15 protein-coding genes are annotated in these 17,853 nt (G+C 63.9%); 13 read left to right on the top strand and 2 right to left on the bottom strand.

The features are described from left to right. Positions 1-28 precede the first annotated feature (28 nt). From MKZ87_RS16895 to madM, 11 genes are all read left to right on the top strand, one after another. Positions 29-5,941: an Hpt domain-containing protein gene (locus MKZ87_RS16895; protein WP_266201351.1), complete on the top strand. Its 5,913-nt coding sequence runs from the start codon at positions 29-31 to the stop codon at positions 5,939-5,941. Next, positions 5,934-6,404, top strand: a complete 471-nt coding sequence (locus MKZ87_RS16890) for a chemotaxis protein CheW (protein ID WP_085697842.1) — start codon at positions 5,934-5,936, stop codon at positions 6,402-6,404. The genes MKZ87_RS16895 and MKZ87_RS16890 overlap by 8 nt, the downstream gene beginning before the upstream one ends. A gap of 128 nt (positions 6,405-6,532) precedes the next feature. Beyond that, positions 6,533-8,203 (top strand): malonate decarboxylase subunit alpha, encoded by a 1,671-nt coding sequence (gene mdcA, locus MKZ87_RS16885; protein WP_085697841.1) that lies wholly within the window; start codon positions 6,533-6,535, stop codon positions 8,201-8,203. Then, the gene (locus MKZ87_RS16880) at positions 8,203-9,075 is read left to right on the top strand and encodes a triphosphoribosyl-dephospho-CoA synthase (RefSeq protein WP_085697840.1); all 873 of its coding nucleotides are present in this window, start codon (positions 8,203-8,205) and stop codon (positions 9,073-9,075) included. The genes mdcA and MKZ87_RS16880 overlap by 1 nt, the downstream gene beginning before the upstream one ends. Then, positions 9,075-9,374, top strand: a complete 300-nt coding sequence (locus MKZ87_RS16875) for a malonate decarboxylase subunit delta (protein WP_003229075.1) — start codon at positions 9,075-9,077, stop codon at positions 9,372-9,374. Before MKZ87_RS16880 ends, MKZ87_RS16875 begins: the two co-directional genes overlap by 1 nt. Continuing rightward, positions 9,367-10,218 (top strand): biotin-independent malonate decarboxylase subunit beta, encoded by an 852-nt coding sequence (locus MKZ87_RS16870; RefSeq protein WP_085702897.1) that lies wholly within the window; start codon positions 9,367-9,369, stop codon positions 10,216-10,218. Before MKZ87_RS16875 ends, MKZ87_RS16870 begins: the two co-directional genes overlap by 8 nt. After that, positions 10,215-11,000 (top strand): biotin-independent malonate decarboxylase subunit gamma, encoded by a 786-nt coding sequence (mdcE, locus tag MKZ87_RS16865; protein WP_085697838.1) that lies wholly within the window; start codon positions 10,215-10,217, stop codon positions 10,998-11,000. The genes MKZ87_RS16870 and mdcE overlap by 4 nt, the downstream gene beginning before the upstream one ends. Next, positions 10,994-11,614 carry a malonate decarboxylase holo-ACP synthase gene (locus tag MKZ87_RS16860; protein ID WP_085702896.1) on the top strand — a complete coding sequence of 207 codons (621 nt, stop codon included), beginning with the start codon at positions 10,994-10,996 and terminating at the stop codon, positions 11,612-11,614. Before mdcE ends, MKZ87_RS16860 begins: the two co-directional genes overlap by 7 nt. Next, on the top strand, positions 11,611-12,531 hold the full coding sequence (gene mdcH / locus MKZ87_RS16855; protein ID WP_227233777.1) for a malonate decarboxylase subunit epsilon: 921 nt from the start codon (positions 11,611-11,613) through the stop codon (positions 12,529-12,531). The genes MKZ87_RS16860 and mdcH overlap by 4 nt, the downstream gene beginning before the upstream one ends. Before the next feature lie 64 nt (positions 12,532-12,595). Continuing rightward, positions 12,596-12,988, top strand: a complete 393-nt coding sequence (madL, locus tag MKZ87_RS16850) for a malonate transporter subunit MadL (protein WP_025109166.1) — start codon at positions 12,596-12,598, stop codon at positions 12,986-12,988. A 5-nt stretch (positions 12,989-12,993) separates the two neighbouring features. After that, positions 12,994-13,758, top strand: a complete 765-nt coding sequence (gene madM / locus MKZ87_RS16845; RefSeq protein ID WP_266201347.1) for a malonate transporter subunit MadM — start codon at positions 12,994-12,996, stop codon at positions 13,756-13,758. A 40-nt stretch (positions 13,759-13,798) separates the two neighbouring features. On the opposite strand, the gene MKZ87_RS16840 is transcribed toward madM, so the two are convergent. Next, positions 13,799-14,719 (bottom strand): LysR substrate-binding domain-containing protein, encoded by a 921-nt coding sequence (locus tag MKZ87_RS16840; protein ID WP_085697834.1) that lies wholly within the window; start codon positions 14,717-14,719, stop codon positions 13,799-13,801. Between the two features lie 141 nt (positions 14,720-14,860). Between MKZ87_RS16840 and trhA the strand changes: the two genes are divergently transcribed. Beyond that, positions 14,861-15,478 (top strand): PAQR family membrane homeostasis protein TrhA, encoded by a 618-nt coding sequence (gene trhA, locus MKZ87_RS16835; protein ID WP_011336351.1) that lies wholly within the window; start codon positions 14,861-14,863, stop codon positions 15,476-15,478. Between the two features lie 51 nt (positions 15,479-15,529). Here the strand turns inward: trhA and MKZ87_RS16830 are convergent, their stop codons facing one another. Then, positions 15,530-16,486: a LysR family transcriptional regulator gene (locus MKZ87_RS16830; RefSeq protein ID WP_085697832.1), complete on the bottom strand. Its 957-nt coding sequence runs from the start codon at positions 16,484-16,486 to the stop codon at positions 15,530-15,532. Between the two features lie 108 nt (positions 16,487-16,594). On the opposite strand from MKZ87_RS16830, the gene MKZ87_RS16825 reads away from it, so the two are divergent. Then, positions 16,595-17,836 carry a D-amino acid dehydrogenase gene (locus MKZ87_RS16825; protein ID WP_085697831.1) on the top strand — a complete coding sequence of 414 codons (1,242 nt, stop codon included), beginning with the start codon at positions 16,595-16,597 and terminating at the stop codon, positions 17,834-17,836. Positions 17,837-17,853: the final 17 nt, after the last annotated feature.

Below are 17,853 nucleotides of genomic sequence, written 5' to 3'. Positions count from 1 at the left end.
GGGCGAGGCCATGTCGAGCGGAGTGGTTATGGGTGACCGGCACGACTACGTGGCCCTCGAATGGGTCAAGGGTGAAATAGCCGAGACGCTGAGACAGGCGCATCAGGCCATTGAAGCCGTGCTCGACGATCCGCAGTCGGTGCCGGGGCTGGACGAGTGTCTGGCCTGCATCCATCAGGTGCATGGCAGCCTGCAGATGGTCGAGTTCTATGGCGCGGCATTGCTCGCCGAAGAAATGGAACACCTGGTCGAAGCGTTGCAGAACGACCGTGTCAGTCACCGCGACGAAGCGCTGCACTTGCTGTTGCAGGCGCTGGGCCAGTTGCCGACTTACCTCGACCGCGTGCAGGGCGCCCGCCGTGACCTGCCGCTGGTGGTGCTGCCGCTGATCAACGACTTGCGCAGCGCCCGAGGCGAAAGCCTGTTGTCGGAAACCAGCCTGTTCAGCCCGCAATTGCCCGAACTGGCGCCTTTGAGCGAAGAAACACTGGCGCTGCTGGAACCGCCAGAGCTGGCGAATGTGCTGCGCAAGTTGCGCCAGATGCTGCAAATGGCGCTGGTCGGATTGCTCCGCGAGCAGGACGACCAGACGCATCTCGGTTATCTGGCCAAGGTTTTTACCCGACTTGAAGCACTCAGCGGTCACTCGCCGCTGAGCCCGTTGTGGCAGGTCGCCTCGGCTCTGGTCGAGGGCATGCGCGAAGGGCGAATCGCCAACAGCCCGGCCCTGCGCAGTCTGTTCAAGGACGCCGACAAGGAACTCAAGCGCCTGCTCGAACAGGGCATGCCCGGCCTCAACCAGCCGCCACCGCCTGAACTGCTGAAAAGCCTGCTGTTTTATATCGCCAAAGCCGAACATCCCACCGGGCAGATGCTGACCATGAAAGATCGCTACTCCCTGGACGACGCGCTGCCCGACAGCGCGATGGTCGACGAAGAACGCGCGCGCCTGGCCGGTCCCGACCGCGACGCCATGCGCTCGGTGCTCGCGGCGCTGTGCGAAGAGCTGGTACGGGTCAAGGAACGCCTCGATCTGTTCGTGCGCAGCGACCGCCAGCACGCCTCGGACCTGGACAGCCTGCTGGCGCCGCTGCGGCAGATCGCCGATACGCTGGCGGTGCTTGGTTTCGGTCAGCCGCGCAAGGTCATCATCGATCAACTGGCAGTGGTGCTCAGCCTTGCGCAGGGCCAGCGCGAACCGAACGATGCCACGCTGATGGACGTCGCCGGCGCCTTGCTCTACGTCGAAGCGACGCTGGCCGGGATGGTGGGTACGGTGGAGCCGGAGAGCCCGGAAGACTCGCGCCTGCCGACCACCGACCTGACGCAGATCCATCAGATCGTGATCAAGGAAGCGCGCATCTGCCTGCAACAGGCCAAGGACATGATCGTCGACTACATCGACGCCGACTGGGATCGCCAGCAACTGCAAAGCCTGCCGGCGCTGCTGACCCAGGTGCGCGGTGCCCTGGCGATGATTCCGCTGGCGCGCGCGGCAAGCCTGCTCGAAGCCTGCAACGGGTTCATCCGCGAGCATCTGTTGCTCGACCCTCATGAGCCGGGCTGGCAGCAACTCGACAGCCTCGCCGACGCCATCAGCAGCCTCGAGTACTACCTTGAGCGCATGACCGATGACCCGCAGGCACCCAGCGAGCACTTGCTGGATATCGCGCAGAAAAGCCTCGCCAGTCTCGGTTTCTTTCCCGACGAACAGCCCGGCGAGCCGCATGTGCCGGTGCTCGACGATGTGCTCAGCCCCAGCGAAGCCCTGGTGATGCAGGATTTGCAGGAGCTGGATGATCCGCAGATCGTGCAGTCGTTGGCCGAAGTGCTGGCCAGCCCGGTGTCGGCGGTCAACCCGCCGGCGCTGACCACGCCGGGCAGCCTGCTGCCGCCACCGGCCGATGAAGAACCGGTGGACGACGAGCTGCGCGAAGTGTTCCTCGAAGAGACCGGGGAAGTGCTCGAAGTATTGAGCAAATACCTGCCGCGCTGGTCTGCCGAGCCCGATGACCGCGCCGCCCTCAGTGAGCTGCGCCGAGCGTTCCACACCCTCAAGGGCAGCGGCCGGATGGTGCGTGCGCTGGTTCTCGGCGAACTGGCCTGGGCGGTGGAAAACCTGCTCAACCGCGTGCTTGAGCACAGCGTCGAACCCGGCCCGGCGGTGCACCAGTTGCTTGCCGACACGCTGCTGCTGTTGCCCGATCTGATCGGCGAATTCGCCACCAACGGCCAGCGTCAGCGCCACGATGTCGATCAACTGGCGGCCCGTGCTCATGCGCTGGCCAAGGGCGACACACCGCTGCCGGCTGAAGACGTGGAAGACGTCGCGGCCCTCGATCCGCTGCTGCTGGAGATTTTTCGCAACGAAGCCGAAACCCATCTCGCCAGCCTCAACCGTTTTCTCGATCAGGCCGCCGAGCATGTGCCTTTGCAGGCCAGTGACGAATTGCAGCGTGCACTGCACACGCTCAAGGGCAGCGCCTCGATGGCGGGGGTTTCACCGATTGCTGAATTGGCGGCGCCGCTCGACAAGCTCGCCCGGGAATTCAAGGCCCATCAACTGGCGTTGGACCTGGACGAAGTGGAACTGCTGCTCGAAGCCGAGGGCCTGTTCCGCGTCGGTCTGCGTCAGCTCAAACACGATCCGCTGGCGCCGATTGTCGGCGCGCAGTCGCTGATCAAACGCACCGAAACCCTGCTCGGCGAGCGCCTGGAATCAATCCTCAGCGCGCCGAGCAGTGCGTTGCGGGTCAAGCGCGATCCGCAACTGATCAACAACTTCCTGGCCCAGGGCATGGACATCCTGCTCGACGCCGAAAACCTCCTGCAGCGCTGGCAACAACACCCCGGAGAACGTCAGGAACTCAGCGCGCTGCTGGATGAACTGACGACCCTGGGCGAGGGCGCGCACCTGGCGGATCTGCTGCCGGTGGACGTGCTGTGCGAAGCGTTGCTCGATCTGTACGGCGCCGTCGAAGAAAGCAGCCTGGCGGTCAGCGAGCGGTTTTTCCATGAGGCGCAGCAGGCCCATGAAGCCCTGATCAACATGCTCGACGAACTGGCCGCCGGCCAGGAAATCACCCCGCAACCGCAGCGCATCCGCGCCTTGCACGAACTGCTCGACGAAAGCCTCGACCCGTCGGCCATGGGCCTGATCCGCAGTGATGGCAGCCGTACCCCGAGCATTCGCGAACTGGGCAGCGCCACCGCCGAACTGCAACAACACAGCACCGACAGCGGGCCGGACGGCGAGATCGTCGAGATCTTCCTCGAAGAGGCGGTCGACATTCTCGACAACGCCGGGCAAGCCTTGCAGCGCTGGCTGAAAGACCCGGAGAACGGCGCACCGCTGTCGTCGCTGCAACGGGATCTGCACACGCTCAAGGGCGGCGCACGGATGGCCGAGGTGGCAGCTGTCGGCGATCTGGCCCATGAGCTGGAAGGCCTTTACGAAGGTCTGGTGGATCGTCGTTACAGCCACAGCGAAGCCCTCGACCGATTGCTGCGCCAGAGCCACGAACGTCTGGCGCTGTTCCTGGAACAGTTGCATCGGCATCAGGCGCTGGACCCGGCGCAGGACCTGATCGAGGCGATCCGGCGCTTGCGTCAGGGCTCTTGCGCCCATCCTGAAATGCCGTCAGCCAGCGTCCCGCAGGACGGCCACGGACACGATCCGGAGCTGCTGGAAATCTTCCTCGAAGAAGGTTTCGACATCATCGAAAACTCCGGTGCCGCGTTGCTGCGCTGGCAGGCCGAGCCCGGCAATCGCCAGGAAGTGGAAACCCTGTTGCGCGATCTGCACACCCTCAAGGGCGGCGCGCGGATGGTGGAAATCGGCCCGATCGGCGACCTCGCCCATGAGCTCGAATACCTTTACGAAAGCCTGTCCGCCGGTACCCTGCAGGGCAGTGCCGAACTGTTTGCCCTGTTGCAGCGTGGTCATGACCGGTTGGCCCAGATGCTCGATGCGGTGCGCGCCGGCCAGCCATGCCCACCGGCGGATCGGCTGATCAGCGCGATCCAGAATTTCAGCCATCCGGTGGTGCAAACTCCGGCGCCGGTGCCGCCGGTGGCGGTGAAGGTTGAGCCTGCTGCTCCGGCGCCCGAAGCCGGGGCGGACATGGTCAAGGTCTCCGCCGAGCTGCTGGATGAACTGGTCAACCTCGCCGGCGAAACCTCGATTTTCCGTGGGCGCATCGAACAGCAAGTCAGCGATGCGCAGACCGCTCTGCACGAGATGGAAACCACCATCGAGCGCATGCGCGACCAGTTGCGCCGGCTCGACACCGAAACCCAGGGGCGGATCCTCAGTCGTCAGCAAGTGGATGCCGAACGCCTCGGCTACGAAGATTTCGACCCGCTGGAAATGGACCGCCATTCGCAGTTGCAGCAGTTGTCCCGGGCGCTGTTCGAGTCCGCTTCCGACTTGCTGGATCTGAAGGAAACCCTCGACCGGCGCGCCCACGACGCCGAGAGCCTGTTGCAGCAGCAGGGGCGGATCAACACCGAGTTGCAGGAAGGCCTGATGCGCACGCGCATGGTGCCTTTCGAGCGCATGTTGCCGCGTTTGAAACGCATCGTCCGACAGGTCGCCGAAGAGCTGGGCAAGGACGTCGCGTTTACCGTTGGCAACGCCGAAGGCGAGATGGACCGCAACGTACTCGAACGCATGGCCGCACCGCTGGAGCACATGCTGCGCAATGCCGTCGACCATGGTCTGGAGTCCGCCGAAGTCCGGCTGGCGGCGGGCAAACCGGCGCAGGGGCAGATCAGCCTCGACCTGTCCCGCGAGGGCGGCGACATCGTGTTCGACATCCGCGACGATGGCGCCGGCGTGCCGCTGGACGCTGTGCGGCGCAAGGCGATCAAGCGAGGATTGCTGGCACCTGACGCGCAGATCAGTGATCGCGATGTGCTGCAGTTCATTCTTCAGCCAGGTTTTTCCACGGCCGAGAAAATCACCCAGATTTCCGGGCGTGGCGTGGGCATGGACGTGGTGCACGAAGAAGTCCGGCAACTGGGCGGCACCATGAGCATCGACTCGGTGCCGGGGCAGGGCGTGCACTTCCGCATTCGCCTGCCGTTCACCGTGTCGGTCAACCGTGCGCTGATGGTGCAGTGTGGTGAGGATCAATACGCGATTCCGCTGAACACCATCGACGGCATCGTCCGTGTGCTGCCGAATGAACTGGACGGGCATTTCCGTCTCGACCCGCCGAGTTATCAATACGGCGGTCAGCGTTATGAACTGTGCTATTTGGGCGAGCTGCTGAAAACCGCGCCACGGCCGAAGCTGTCCGGCCAGAGCCTGCCGGTGCCGGTCTTGCTGGTGCAGTGCAACGACCGGCACATTGCGGTGCAGGTCGACACGATGGCCGGCACCCGCGAGATCGTGGTCAAGAGCCTCGGCCCGCAGTTCGCGTCGGTGCAGGGCGTGTCCGGGGCGACGATTCTCGGCGATGGCCGGGTGGTGCTGATTCTCGACCTGCTGGCGCCGATCCGCGCGATGCAGGCGCGGTTGCCGCAGCGGCCGGCCAGTCACGAAATCGAGAGCGAACCGCAAAAGCCGTTGCTGGTGATGGTGGTCGACGATTCGGTCACGGTGCGCAAGGTCACCAGTCGTTTGCTGGAACGCCACGGCATGAACGTGCTGACCGCCAAGGACGGGGTCGATGCGATGCTGCTGCTGGAAGAACACATGCCGGACCTGATGCTGCTCGACATCGAAATGCCGCGCATGGACGGCTTCGAAGTGGCGACCCAGGTGCGCCACGACGAGCGCCTGAAACACCTGCCGATCATCATGATCACCTCGCGCACCGGCCAGAAACACCGCGACCGCGCGATGGCCATCGGCGTCAACGACTACCTCGGCAAGCCGTACCAGGAATCGGTGCTGCTCGAAAGCATCGCGCTGTGGAGCAAAAAACATGCATGAACGCCGGGACAACCAACGCACCAGCCAACTCACCGGGCTGCTGCTGCCGCTGGCGGATCGCAACCTGATCCTGCCCAACGTCGCCGTTGCCGAGCTGATCGACTACCAGTCCAGCGCCTTCGATCTCGACACGCCGCCGTGGTATCTGGGCCGGGTGACCTGGCGCGAGCGGCAGATTCCGCTGCTGAGTTTCGAGTCGGCCTGCGGCAACAAGATCGTCATCGGCGAGCGGGCACGGATCGTCATCCTCAACGCCCTCGGCGGGCGGCCTGAGTTGAAGTTCATCGCGCTGCTGGTGCAGGGGATTCCGCGCTCGTACAAGCTCGACAGCCAGTTGAGTTATGTCGACGTGCCGCTGTGTGCGCTGGAGCAGGCAGCGGTGCAGGTCGGGGAGCAGGTGGCGAAGGTGCCGGATTTGTTGGCATTGGAGAAATTGTTGGTGGATGCCGGACTGGTTCACTGAACCAGGGCTTGCCAGCGATGAGGCCAGTATTCATTACGCTGACCGTAACGGTTTGCCACCGCGCTTGATTGATGCCCCCACCTGACACTCCTAAGGTAGCTCCACGACAGCGAACCCGTGGAGTGAGCATGACAACAACAATATCCCCCGACTCGCGCTGGACGCGGCGGCGTGACGAGAAGCAGCGGCGCCTCGACAGGGTGCGCGGGCTGGCCGACGGTGCGGTGTTGCCCACCGACAGGATCGTCGCGGCGCTTGAGGCGCTGATCCTGCCCGGCGACCGTGTGGTGCTGGAGGGCAACAACCAGAAGCAGGCAGATTTCCTCTCGCGCTCTCTGGCCAGGGCCGATCCTGAAAAGCTCCACGACCTGCACATGATCATGCCCAGCGTCGGTCGCTCAGAGCATCTGGACCTGTTCGAACGCGGCATCGCCCGCAAACTCGATTTCTCCTTTGCCGGCACCCAGAGCCTGCGCATCAGCCAGTTGCTCGAAGACGGTCTGCTGGAAGTCGGCGCGATCCACACCTACATCGAACTCTACGCCCGGCTGGTGGTGGACCTGATTCCCAACGTCGTGCTCTCGGCCGGGTTCATGGCCGACCGTGCCGGCAACATCTACACCGGCCCGAGCACCGAAGACACCCCGGCGCTGATTGAACCGGCAGCCTTCAGCGACGGCATCGTCATCGTCCAGGTCAACCAACTGGTGGACGACGTCAGCGAACTGCCTCGCGTGGACATCCCCGCATCGTGGGTCGATTTCGTGGTGGTGGCGGACAAGCCGTTCTACATCGAACCGCTGTTCACTCGCGACCCTCGCCACATCAAGCCTGTACACGTGCTGATGGCGATGATGGCGATCCGCGGCATCTACGAAAAACACAACGTGCAGTCGCTGAACCACGGCATCGGTTTCAACACCGCGGCCATCGAATTGATCCTGCCGACCTACGGCGAATCCCTTGGCCTCAAGGGCAAGATCTGCCGTAACTGGACGCTCAATCCGCACCCCACCTTGATCCCGGCGATTGAAAGTGGTTGGGTCGAAAGCGTGCATTGCTTCGGCACCGAGCTGGGCATGGAAAACTACATCGCCGCTCGCCCGGACGTGTTCTTCACCGGGCGCGACGGCTCGCTGCGTTCCAACCGGATGTTCTGCCAACTGGCTGGGCAATACGCGGTAGACCTGTTCATCGGCGCGACCCTGCAAGTCGATGGCGACGGCCATTCCTCCACCGTGACCCGTGGCCGTCTCGCCGGTTTCGGCGGCGCGCCGAACATGGGTCACGACCCGCGCGGTCGCCGTCACGGCACTCCGGCATGGCTCGATATGCGGCATGACGATTCGCAGCAGCCGATGCTCGAGCGTGGCAAGAAACTCGTGGTGCAGATGGTCGAGACGTTCCAGGAGGGCGGCAAACCGACCTTCGTCGAAACCCTCGACGCGGTTGAGGTGGCGAAGAAAAGCGGCATGCCGCTGGCGCCGATCATGATCTACGGCGACGACGTCACTCACCTGCTGACCGAAGAGGGCATCGCCTACCTGTACAAGGCGCGCTCGCTGGAAGAGCGTCAGGCGATGATCGCTGCGGTCGCCGGCGTCACGGCCATCGGCCTGCGTCACAACCCGAAAGACACTGAACGCATGCGCCGCGAAGGCCTGATCGCCTTGCCCGAAGACCTTGGCATCCGTCGCACCGACGCCACCCGCGAATTGCTGGCGGCGAAAAGCGTGGCCGATCTGGTCGAGTGGTCCGGCGGCCTCTATAACCCGCCCGCCAAGTTCAGGAGCTGGTAATGCACGCACTCAACCTGCAACCGAAAACCATCACCCTCGCGGAACGGCTGGCGGACCTGGCAGTGGACGCGCTGATCGACGAAGCCGACCTGTCGCCGAAACCGGCGCTGGTGGACCGACGTGGCAACGGTGCGCACACCGATCTGCACTTGGGATTGATGCACGCCTCGGCGTTGGCGTTGTGGCCGGCGTTCAAGGAAATGGCCGAGGCCGCGCTCGAGTTCGGCGAGATCGGCTTGCCGCTGCGCGAAGCCATTGGCCGCATCGGCCGGGAAGGCGAGCAAGCGATGCTCGCCACCACCCACGGCGTGAACACCCATCGCGGGGCGATCTGGGCGCTGGGCCTGCTGGTCACGGCTGCTGCGCTGGACACCAGGTCCACCAGCGCTGGCGCCGTTACCCTGCGCGCTGCGCGCCTGGCATTGCTCGATGACCGTCATGCGCCGCGCCCGCTGAGCCATGGCGCGCAAGTCGCCCAACGCTACGGCGCTCGCGGTGCCCGGGAAGAAGCGCAGCTCGGTTTCCCGTCGGTGGTGCAGCGCGGTTTGCCGCAGCTCCAACGCAGCCGCGCCGCCGGCCATGGCGAACAGAACGCCCGGCTCGATGGCTTGCTGGCGATCATGACTGAGCTCGCCGACACCTGCGTCCTGTACCGCGCCGGCGAACAGGGCCTGCACGCCATGCAGCACGGCGCCCAGGCCGTGCTCGACGCCGGTGGCAGCGCCAGCCTCACCGGTCGCCGCCGCCTGCATGAACTGGATCAACAACTCATCGCATTGAATGCCTCGCCCGGTGGCGCCGCCGACTTGCTCGCCGCCAGCCTGCTGCTTGATCGAATCGAGCGCGACGGCATCCTTCAGGGAGCGTTTTGATGGAAACCTTATCCTTTGAATTCCCCGCCGGGCAGCCGCCGCGCGGTCGCGCGCTGGTCGGTTGTGTCGGCTCGGGCGATCTGGAAGTGCTGATCGAACCGGGCCTGGCCGGCAAGCTGACGATCAACGTGCAGACCTCGGTCAACGGCGCGCAGCAGCGCTGGCAGCACCTGTTCGCGCGGATGTTCGACGGCACCACGCCACCGGCGATGGCCATCGATATCCACGACTTCGGCGCGACCCCGGGCGTGGTGCGCCTGCGTCTGGAGCAAGGCTTCGAGGAGATCGGCCATGACTGACACCTCAACACTTTTGCACAAACACAGCTTCGTCGAACTCGGCGCACGGCAGCGGGCGAAAGCCTTGCTCGACGCCGGCACCTTCCGCGAACTGCTCGACCCGTTTCAACGCGTCATGTCGCCGTGGCTCGAGCGTCAGGGCGTGGTGCCGCAGGCGGATGACGGTGTGGTGATCGCCAAGGGCCGCCTCGACGGTTTGCCGGTGGTGATCGCGGCGATTGAAGGCGCGTTTCAGGGCGGCAGTCTCGGTGAGGTCGGCGGCGCGAAAATCGCCGGCGCGCTGGAGCTGGCCGCCGAAGACAACCGCAAAGGCATCCCGACCCGCGCCATCCTGCTGCTGGAAACCGGCGGTGTGCGTCTGCAGGAAGCCAACCTTGGCTTGGCGGCGATTGCCGATATACACGCGGCGATTGTCGATCTGCAGCGTTACCAACCGGTGGTCGGCGTGGTGGCCGGCAGCGTCGGTTGCTTTGGCGGGATGTCGATTGCCGCCGCACTGTGCAGCTATTTGCTGGTGACCCAGGAAGCACGCCTCGGCCTGAACGGTCCGCAGGTGATCGAGCAGGAAGCCGGGATCGAGGAATACGACTCCCGCGACCGGCCCTTCATCTGGAGCCTGACCGGTGGCGAGCAACGTTTCGCCAGTGGCCTGGTAGACCGTTATGCCGCTGATGACGTGGCGCAGATTCGCCATCAGGTCGGCGAGCTGCTGCACCAAGGCCTGCCGAAACAACCGCGCAGTCAACGGGCCGAGTGGTTCCTGCAACGCCTGACGAGCCTGGACACTGACAAGCAAATCGAGCCTTCGGTGGTTCGCGATCTGTATCAAGGAGAGCGCTCATGAGTGGTTATTCCGTGCGCGGTTTGAACTGGTTCAACGCCTTGAGTGCGGGCGCGAAGGCCGTTGAGGGTTTGCCGCCCTCGTTGAAGGTCGCCGATGGTGAGCTCGGGCGGTTTATCGCAGTGGTCGCCGATCCGCAAAACCGTTTCCCTCGCGCTCGCAACGGCGAAGTCGGGTTGCTCGAAGGCTGGGGTCTGGCCAAGGCTGTGGATGATGCGATCACCGCCGACCGTGATAAACCGCAAAAGCGTCCCTTGATCGCCATCGTCGATGTGCCGAGCCAGGCCTACGGTCGCCGCGAAGAAGCCCTCGGCATTCACCAGGCTCTGGCCGGTGCGGCGGACGCTTATGCTCGCGCGCGTCTGGCCGGGCACCCAGTGATAGCGCTGCTGGTGGGCAAGGCCATGTCAGGGGCGTTTCTCGCTCACGGTTATCAGGCTAATCGCTTGATCGCCCTGCGTGATCCGGGGGTGATGGTGCATGCGATGGGCAAGGCTTCGGCGGCGCGGGTGACCTTGCGCAGCGTCGAAGAACTGGAAACCCTGGCGTCCAGCGTGCCGCCGATGGCCTATGACATCGACAGCTATGCCAGTCTCGGGTTGCTCTGGGAAACCCTGTCGGTGCAGCAGATCGAGCAGCCGACGGCGGAGGATCTGGCGCGGGTCGGCGAATGCCTGAAGCAGGCGATCGGCGATATTGGCGCGACGGATTTGAGCAATCGTCTCGGTGCGAAAAATCGCGAAGCCTCCAGCCGCGTGCGTGAACTGTTGAGGGCGCAGTGGTGAACACGCCTCTGGCCCACGACCTGCTGTGGGGCATGACGCCGGCGCAACTGCCGGCGGATGCGCCGCAGTGGGCGATTGACTCGCTGGCTGCCGGGCAACCGGTGGTGGTGCGGCGGGCGTTGAGTGAGGAGGGATTCGTGGCGGTGGGCGTGCGCGGTCGCTTGCGTGAGCAGCGGTTGGCGGCGTTCATGGCGCTCGATTCGATTGCTTGCCGGGTCAGCCCGGAAGCGCTTTGTCAGGTCGACAGCCAGCGTGATCTGCCGGTCATGCAGGCACTTCGGCAACTGCGCTCGATGCTCGATGATTGCGGCTGGGTCTGGGGTGTCAGTGGCAGTGTCGGGTTTGAACTGGCGAGCGGTTTTGCGGCCATGCACGAAGCCAGTGATCTCGATCTGATCCTGCGTACACCGCAACTCATCACCCGTCACCAGGCACGTGAACTGGTGGCGGTTTTCGATCAGGCGATCTGCCGGGTCGACATGCAGTTGCAGACGCCATTCGGTGCTGTCGCCCTGCGCGAGTGGGCCGGAAACACTTCGCGGGTGCTGCTGAAAAACGCCCATGAAGCCTGTCTGGTGAGCGATCCGTGGAACCCGCAGGAGCTGGCAGCGTGAGCAGCCTGCTGGTGTTTCCCGGTCAGGGCGCGCAGCAGCCCGGCATGCTCCAGCGTTTGCCTCGGGAAACGCTGATTGAGGCCAGCGATAGCCTCGGTGAAGACGTCCTGCGGCTGGATTCCGGCGAAGCATTACGCAGCACCCGGGCGGTTCAGCTCTGCCTGCTGATCGCCGGCGTCGCCGCCTCGCGGCAATTGTTGCAGGCCGGACTTACCGCCGATTACGTCGCCGGCCTGTCCATCGGTGCGTATCCGGCAGCGGTGGTCGCGGGAGCGTTGAGCTTCAGCGATGCGTTGCATCTGGTCAGCCTGCGCGGCGAGTTGATGCAGCAGGCTTATCCACAGGGCTTCGGGATGACCGCGATCATCGGTCTGCAACTCTCCACAGTCGAAGATTTGCTGGCTCAGGTGCACAGCGCAGATACACCGGTGTACCTGGCCAACATCAACGCCGATAACCAGGTGGTGATTGCCGGCAGCGACAAGGCGATGCAGGCAGTGGCCGAGCTGGCGCGCAGTCGTGGCGCCGGGCTGGCAAAACGTCTGGCGGTCAGCGTGCCGTCCCACTGCCCTTTGCTGGATGAGCCGGCGCAAACCCTCGCCGAGGCGTTCACCCAGGTAGAGCTGAAAACACCAAAAATCGCTTACCTGAGCGGCAGTCGCGCAAGGCCTGTGACCAAGGTAGAAGCGCTGCGCGACGACCTCGCCTTCAACATGTGCCGCGTGGTGGACTGGCGCGGCACCGTGCAAAGCGCCTACGAGCGCGGCGTGCGACTACAGATCGAACTGCCGCCCGGTGCGGTGCTGACCGGGCTGGCGCGCCGGGTGTTCGAACAGGGGACCGTCACTGCCTTCGACAGTGCCCGGCTCGACACCTTGCAGGCGCTGTTGCGAGAGGAGGAGGGCCGACGACCCTAAATCACCGACTCAGGCTTCGAACAACAAAAACAACATTCGACGATGCACTTTGAGGACTACAACAATGATTATTTACGGTGTGGCGTTTCTCGCCTTTTGTACGCTGGTGGGTATCTGGGTCGGTGAACTGCTCGGCAAGTTGATCGGCGTGCCGGCCAATGTCGGCGGTGTCGGTATTGCGATGCTGCTGTTGATCGGGTTGGGCAGTTACTTGAACAAAAGTGGCTGGCTCAAGGGCAAGACCGAACAGGGCGTCGAGTTCTGGAGTGCGATCTACATTCCGATCGTGGTCGCCATGGCCGCGCAACAGAATGTTTACGGCGCGCTGAAGGGCGGGCCGATGGCGATCCTTGCGGGAACGCTCGCCGTGGTCATTGCCTTTGCCTTGGTGCCGGTGCTGGTGCGCCTGGGTAACAAGGAACCGGCGCCGATCACACCTGCCAAGACTGCGGGGTGAGCGCCATGTACGAATCAATGATGAAAGTCATCACCGGCTACGGGCTGATCAGCGGTTTCCTGATTGTCGGCCTGACCATGTGGGTGTCCTACTGGATGTCCAACACCTTCACCAAGGGCCGTCTGCACGGCTCGGCCATCGCCATTTTGCTCGGCTTGGTGCTGTCGTATATCGGCGGAGCCCTGACTGGCGGTCAGAAAGGGGTCGTGGACATTCCGTTGTTGTCGGGTATCGGTTTACTTGGCGGCGCCATGCTGCGGGACTTCGCGATTGTTGCCACGGCGTTTGGCGTCAGTGTCGATGAGCTGAAGCGGGCCGGGTTTGTTGGTGTGCTGGCGTTGTTTGTCGGCGTGGGCACGTCATTTGTTGCCGGGGTCGGGGTGGCGATAGCATTCGGTTATACCGATGCGGTGAGTCTGACGACCATTGGCGCAGGGGCGGTGACCTACATCGTCGGACCGGTAACCGGCGCGGCCATTGGCGCGAGTTCCGAGGTCATGGCGCTGTCTATCGCCGCAGGGTTGATCAAGGCAATTCTGGTGATGGTAATGACGCCGTTCGTGGCGCCGATGATCGGTCTGAACAACCCACGCAGTGCGGTGATTTTTGGCGGTTTGATGGGGACGTCCAGTGGTGTGGCCGGAGGGTTGGCGGCCACCGATCCGAAACTGGTGCCTTACGGTTGCCTGACGGCGGCGTTCTATACCGCACTTGGATGCTTGCTCGGGCCTTCGCTGTTGTTTCTGCTGATGCGTGGTTTGATGGGCTAGGACGATGATGGGTGATCGTTCCCACTCTGCGTGGGAACGATCATTGCGAGACCTGGCGATTGGCATACATCCGACACTCCGCAAGCAATGCCAGCAAATTCGGATCACGCTCCTTGGCCTTCAAAAACACCACGCCGATGTGCTGCTGCAACCGGTACTTCTCCTGCAACGGAATCAGCTTCACCCGGTTCTCGTACACCGCCGCAATCCTCCCCGGCAGCAACGCATAACCGACCCCGGAGCTGACCATGCTCAGCAGGGTGAAGATGTCGTTGACCTGCATCGCCACCTTCGGTTCGAACCCCGCTTGCCTGAACACCCGGACGCCGTCCTGATGGGTGGCGAAGCCTTGGGTGAGGGTGATGAAGGTTTCGTCGCGCACCTGCGCCAGGTCCACTTCGCTGCGCTGAGCAAAACGGGAATCGGCCGGGGTGGCGAGGAAGATGTCGTCGGAAAACAGCGGAATCTGTTCACAGTCCGGGTCGTTGACGGTGTCGTCCAGCGACACCAGGATCGCGTCGACTTCCATGTTTTTCAGTTTGTAGAGCAGGTCGATGTTCGAGCCGAGGATCAGGTCGATGTTGAGTTCGCTGCGGCGGATCTTCAAACCCATGATCAGCTGCGGCACGGTCTTCACCGTCAGTGAATACAGCGAACCGAGCTTGAAGCGCTCGGCCGAGAACCCGGCGGCTTCGCGGGTCAGGCGCACGCTTTCGACCACGTCCTGAATCAGCTTCTGCGCCCGCTCTTCGAGTACGAAGGCGCTTTCCAGCGGCGTCAGGTTGCGCCCTTCGTGCTTGAACAACGGGCAGCGCAGGGCGCTTTCCAGCGAATGGATTGCGCGGTGCACGCTGACGTTGCTGGTCTGCAACTCGGCGGCGGCGCGGGCGAGGTTGCCGGTGCGCATGAAGGCGAGGAACACCTCGAGTTTCTTCAGGGTCAATTCTTCGTCGATCAGCATGGCGCGGACTCTTCTTGGTATCGGTCGATTGTGCCCAAATATCAGGACAGGCGCAGGCCCGCGTTGAACGGAAACATTGCGCTTTTACGCTCAAGGCCCGAGCCTTGCGCGCTGCGGTAATGAAATCGAGGTGTGCGACACATGTATCACGGAGAAAAACTGAACGCCTGGACGCATCTGGTCGGGGCGGTAGCGGCGTTTGTCGGGGGCGTCTGGATGCTGGTGATCGCCAGCCTCGACGGCAGCCCGTGGAAGATCGTCAGCGTGGCGATTTACGCCTTCACCTTGCTGGTGCTCTACAGCGCATCCACCGTGTACCACAGCGTGCGCGGGCGCAAGAAAGCGATCATGAAGAAGGTCGATCACTTTTCGATCTACCTGCTGATCGCCGGGAGTTACACGCCATTCTGCCTGGTGACCCTGCGCGGGCCGTGGGGCTGGACGTTGTTTGGGATTGTCTGGGGCCTGGCGCTCATCGGCATCCTGCAAGAGATCAAACCGCGCTCCGAGGCGCGGATCCTGTCGATCGTGATTTACGCGGTGATGGGCTGGATCGTGCTGGTGGCGGTCAAGCCGCTGATTGCGGCGCTGGGGACTGCGGGGTTTGCCTGGCTGGCGTCGGGGGGCGTGCTGTATACCGTGGGGATCATCTTTTTCGCCCTCGACCATCGGTTACGGCATGCCCACGGGATCTGGCATCTGTTCGTGATCGCCGGGAGTCTGCTGCACTTTGTGGCGATTCTGTTTTACGTCCTGTAGATCACCCAAAACCTTGCGTGAGCGGGGTTGCCCGCGGTGACGGACTGTCAGTCACTCAGGTGTTGAAGGGGCCAGCGCAATCGCTGGCAAGCCCGCTCCCGCAGGGCCCAGGTTTTGCAGTTCTATCTGCGCGCGGCTGCTGAATATCTGCAACAGGTCGCCGAGGGTATGCGGCGGCGGTTCAGTGGCGCGAGTTACCGCGTACAGCGTGATCGGCAGCGGCGGGGCGAGAGGGCGGATCACAGTGCTGGTCGGCGAAGCACCGAGCGCCGTGAACGGATCGATCACCGCCACCCCGGCGCCGGACTCCACCATCGCTCGCGCCAGTGAGTACGTCTGCACGGCGATCCGTACCCGAGGCGGGGGCTCGACGGCTTCCAGATAACTGTCGAGCCGGGCGGCCAGCGGGTCGGCGCTGGACAGCCCGATCAGCGGCGCACCAGCCAGGGCCATCAGCGACAACGGCTGACCCGCGTCTTCCTCTGGCCAATAACCTTTCGGTGCCAGCGCCACCAACACGCCCACTGCCAATGCCTGCGCCTTCAGCCCTGGATGATCCGGCAACTGCAACGTCAGGGCCACGTCCACTTCGCGCATCAGCAGGTTCTGCATCAGCTCGCGGCTGTGGGCGCTGGACAGTTCGCAGGCGATGTCCGGGAACTGCGCCGTCCATTGCCGGATCGCCGGCGGCAGCAACGACAGCGCCAGGGCAGGCGTCGCGCCGATCCGCAGGCTATGGCCGGGCTCGCGGCGCAGGCTCTGGGCCAGACGCCGCACGCTTTGCAGGCTTTCGGTGACCTTGTCGACTTCGCGCTCCAGCTCCAGCGCTTCCGGGGTCGCCTGCAACTTGCCGCGCACCCGCAGGAACAATGGAAAGCCCAACTGCTGCTCGGCGTGCTGCAGCACCTTGGTCACCGCCGGTTGCGAGACGTGCAGCAATTGCGCAGCGGCGCTGACCGAGCCGGTCTGGCGGATGGCCTGGAAAATCTCGATGTGGCGAAGGCGCATGGCAAGTCCATAACCTTGGTTTATAGGTCTGGCATCTTTATTCATTGTTCGGCGCCTGTCACCTCGCCCTAACCTCGGTCTCGTCTTCAAGAGCGATTAAGGACGGACATGGCTCAGCGTGTGTGCATCATCGGCGGCGGCGTGATCGGGTTGGCAACGGCCTATGCGCTGGTGCGCGACGGCTTCGAAGTGACAGTGGTCGAGGCGCGGCAGTCGCTGGGCAGCGAAACCAGCTTCGCCAACGGCGGCCAGTTGTCCTATCGCTATGTTGCGCCGCTGGCCGATGCCGGTGTGCCGCTGCAGGCGATCGGCTGGATCCTGCGTGGCGATTCACCGCTGAAGCTGCGCCCGCGCCTGGACCCGACGCAGTGGCGCTGGATGGCGTCGTTTCTCGCCGCCTGCCGCACCTCGGTCAATCGTGAAAACGCCGCGCATCTGTTACGTCTGGCGCTGTTCAGCCAGAGCACGCTGAAACGCTGGCGCGAGGACGACGGGCTGGCCGGTTTCAACTGGCGGCGCAACGGCAAACTGGTGACCTTCCGCAACGCCGCCAGCTTCGACCATGCGCGCAAGGGCCTGGCCGATCCGCGGCAACAGCAGGTGTTGTCCGCCACCGAATGTACGCAACTGGAACCGGCATTGGCCAAGGCGCCGTTTGTGGGCGCGATCTACACGCCGGATGAAGAGATCGGCGACTGCCACGGTTTCTGCCAACAGTTGGCGGCGCGATTGAACGCGTCGGGCCGCTGCGAGTTTCGCCTCGGTCAGGCAGTCACCGGCATCCGTCATAGCCACGGCGCCGTCACGGCCATCGAACTTGGCGAAGAAACCCTCCCGGTCGAACAACTGGTAATCGCCGCCGGCCATCGCAGCCCGTTGCTGGCGCTGCCCGGCCTGCGCCTGCCGCTGTATCCGCTGAAGGGCTACAGCCTGACCGTACCGATTGGCAGTGAACACCGGGCACCGGACGTCAGTATCACCGACTACGACCGCAAGATCGTCTACGCCCGCATCGGCGAACAGTTACGCGTGGCGGCGATGGTCGACATCGTCGGTTTCGACCCGGCGGTGGACCCCGAGCGACTGGCGCTGATCAAACGCCAGGCCCGCGACACCTTTCCCGACGCCGGCCACTATGACGCCGCCATTGAGTGGGCCGGCATGCGTCCGGCAACGCCCACCGGCGTTCCGCTGCTGGGCGCCACGGCGTATCGCAATCTGTGGCTCAACCTCGGCCACGGTGCGCTCGGTTTCACCCTGGCCTGCGGCAGCGGGCAGTTGCTCAGCGAACTGATCGGCCAGCAACGCACATCCATTGATCTGCACGGGTTCAATCCCCGTGCGGCGTGACGTTTTCTGCTAAAACA

This window comes from Pseudomonas sp. MCal1, assembly GCF_026341415.1.
Classification (GTDB): Bacteria; Pseudomonadota; Gammaproteobacteria; order Pseudomonadales; family Pseudomonadaceae; genus Aquipseudomonas.
Note: the sequence above shows the minus strand (reverse complement) of the source record. Positions and strands in the feature narration are given on the sequence as shown.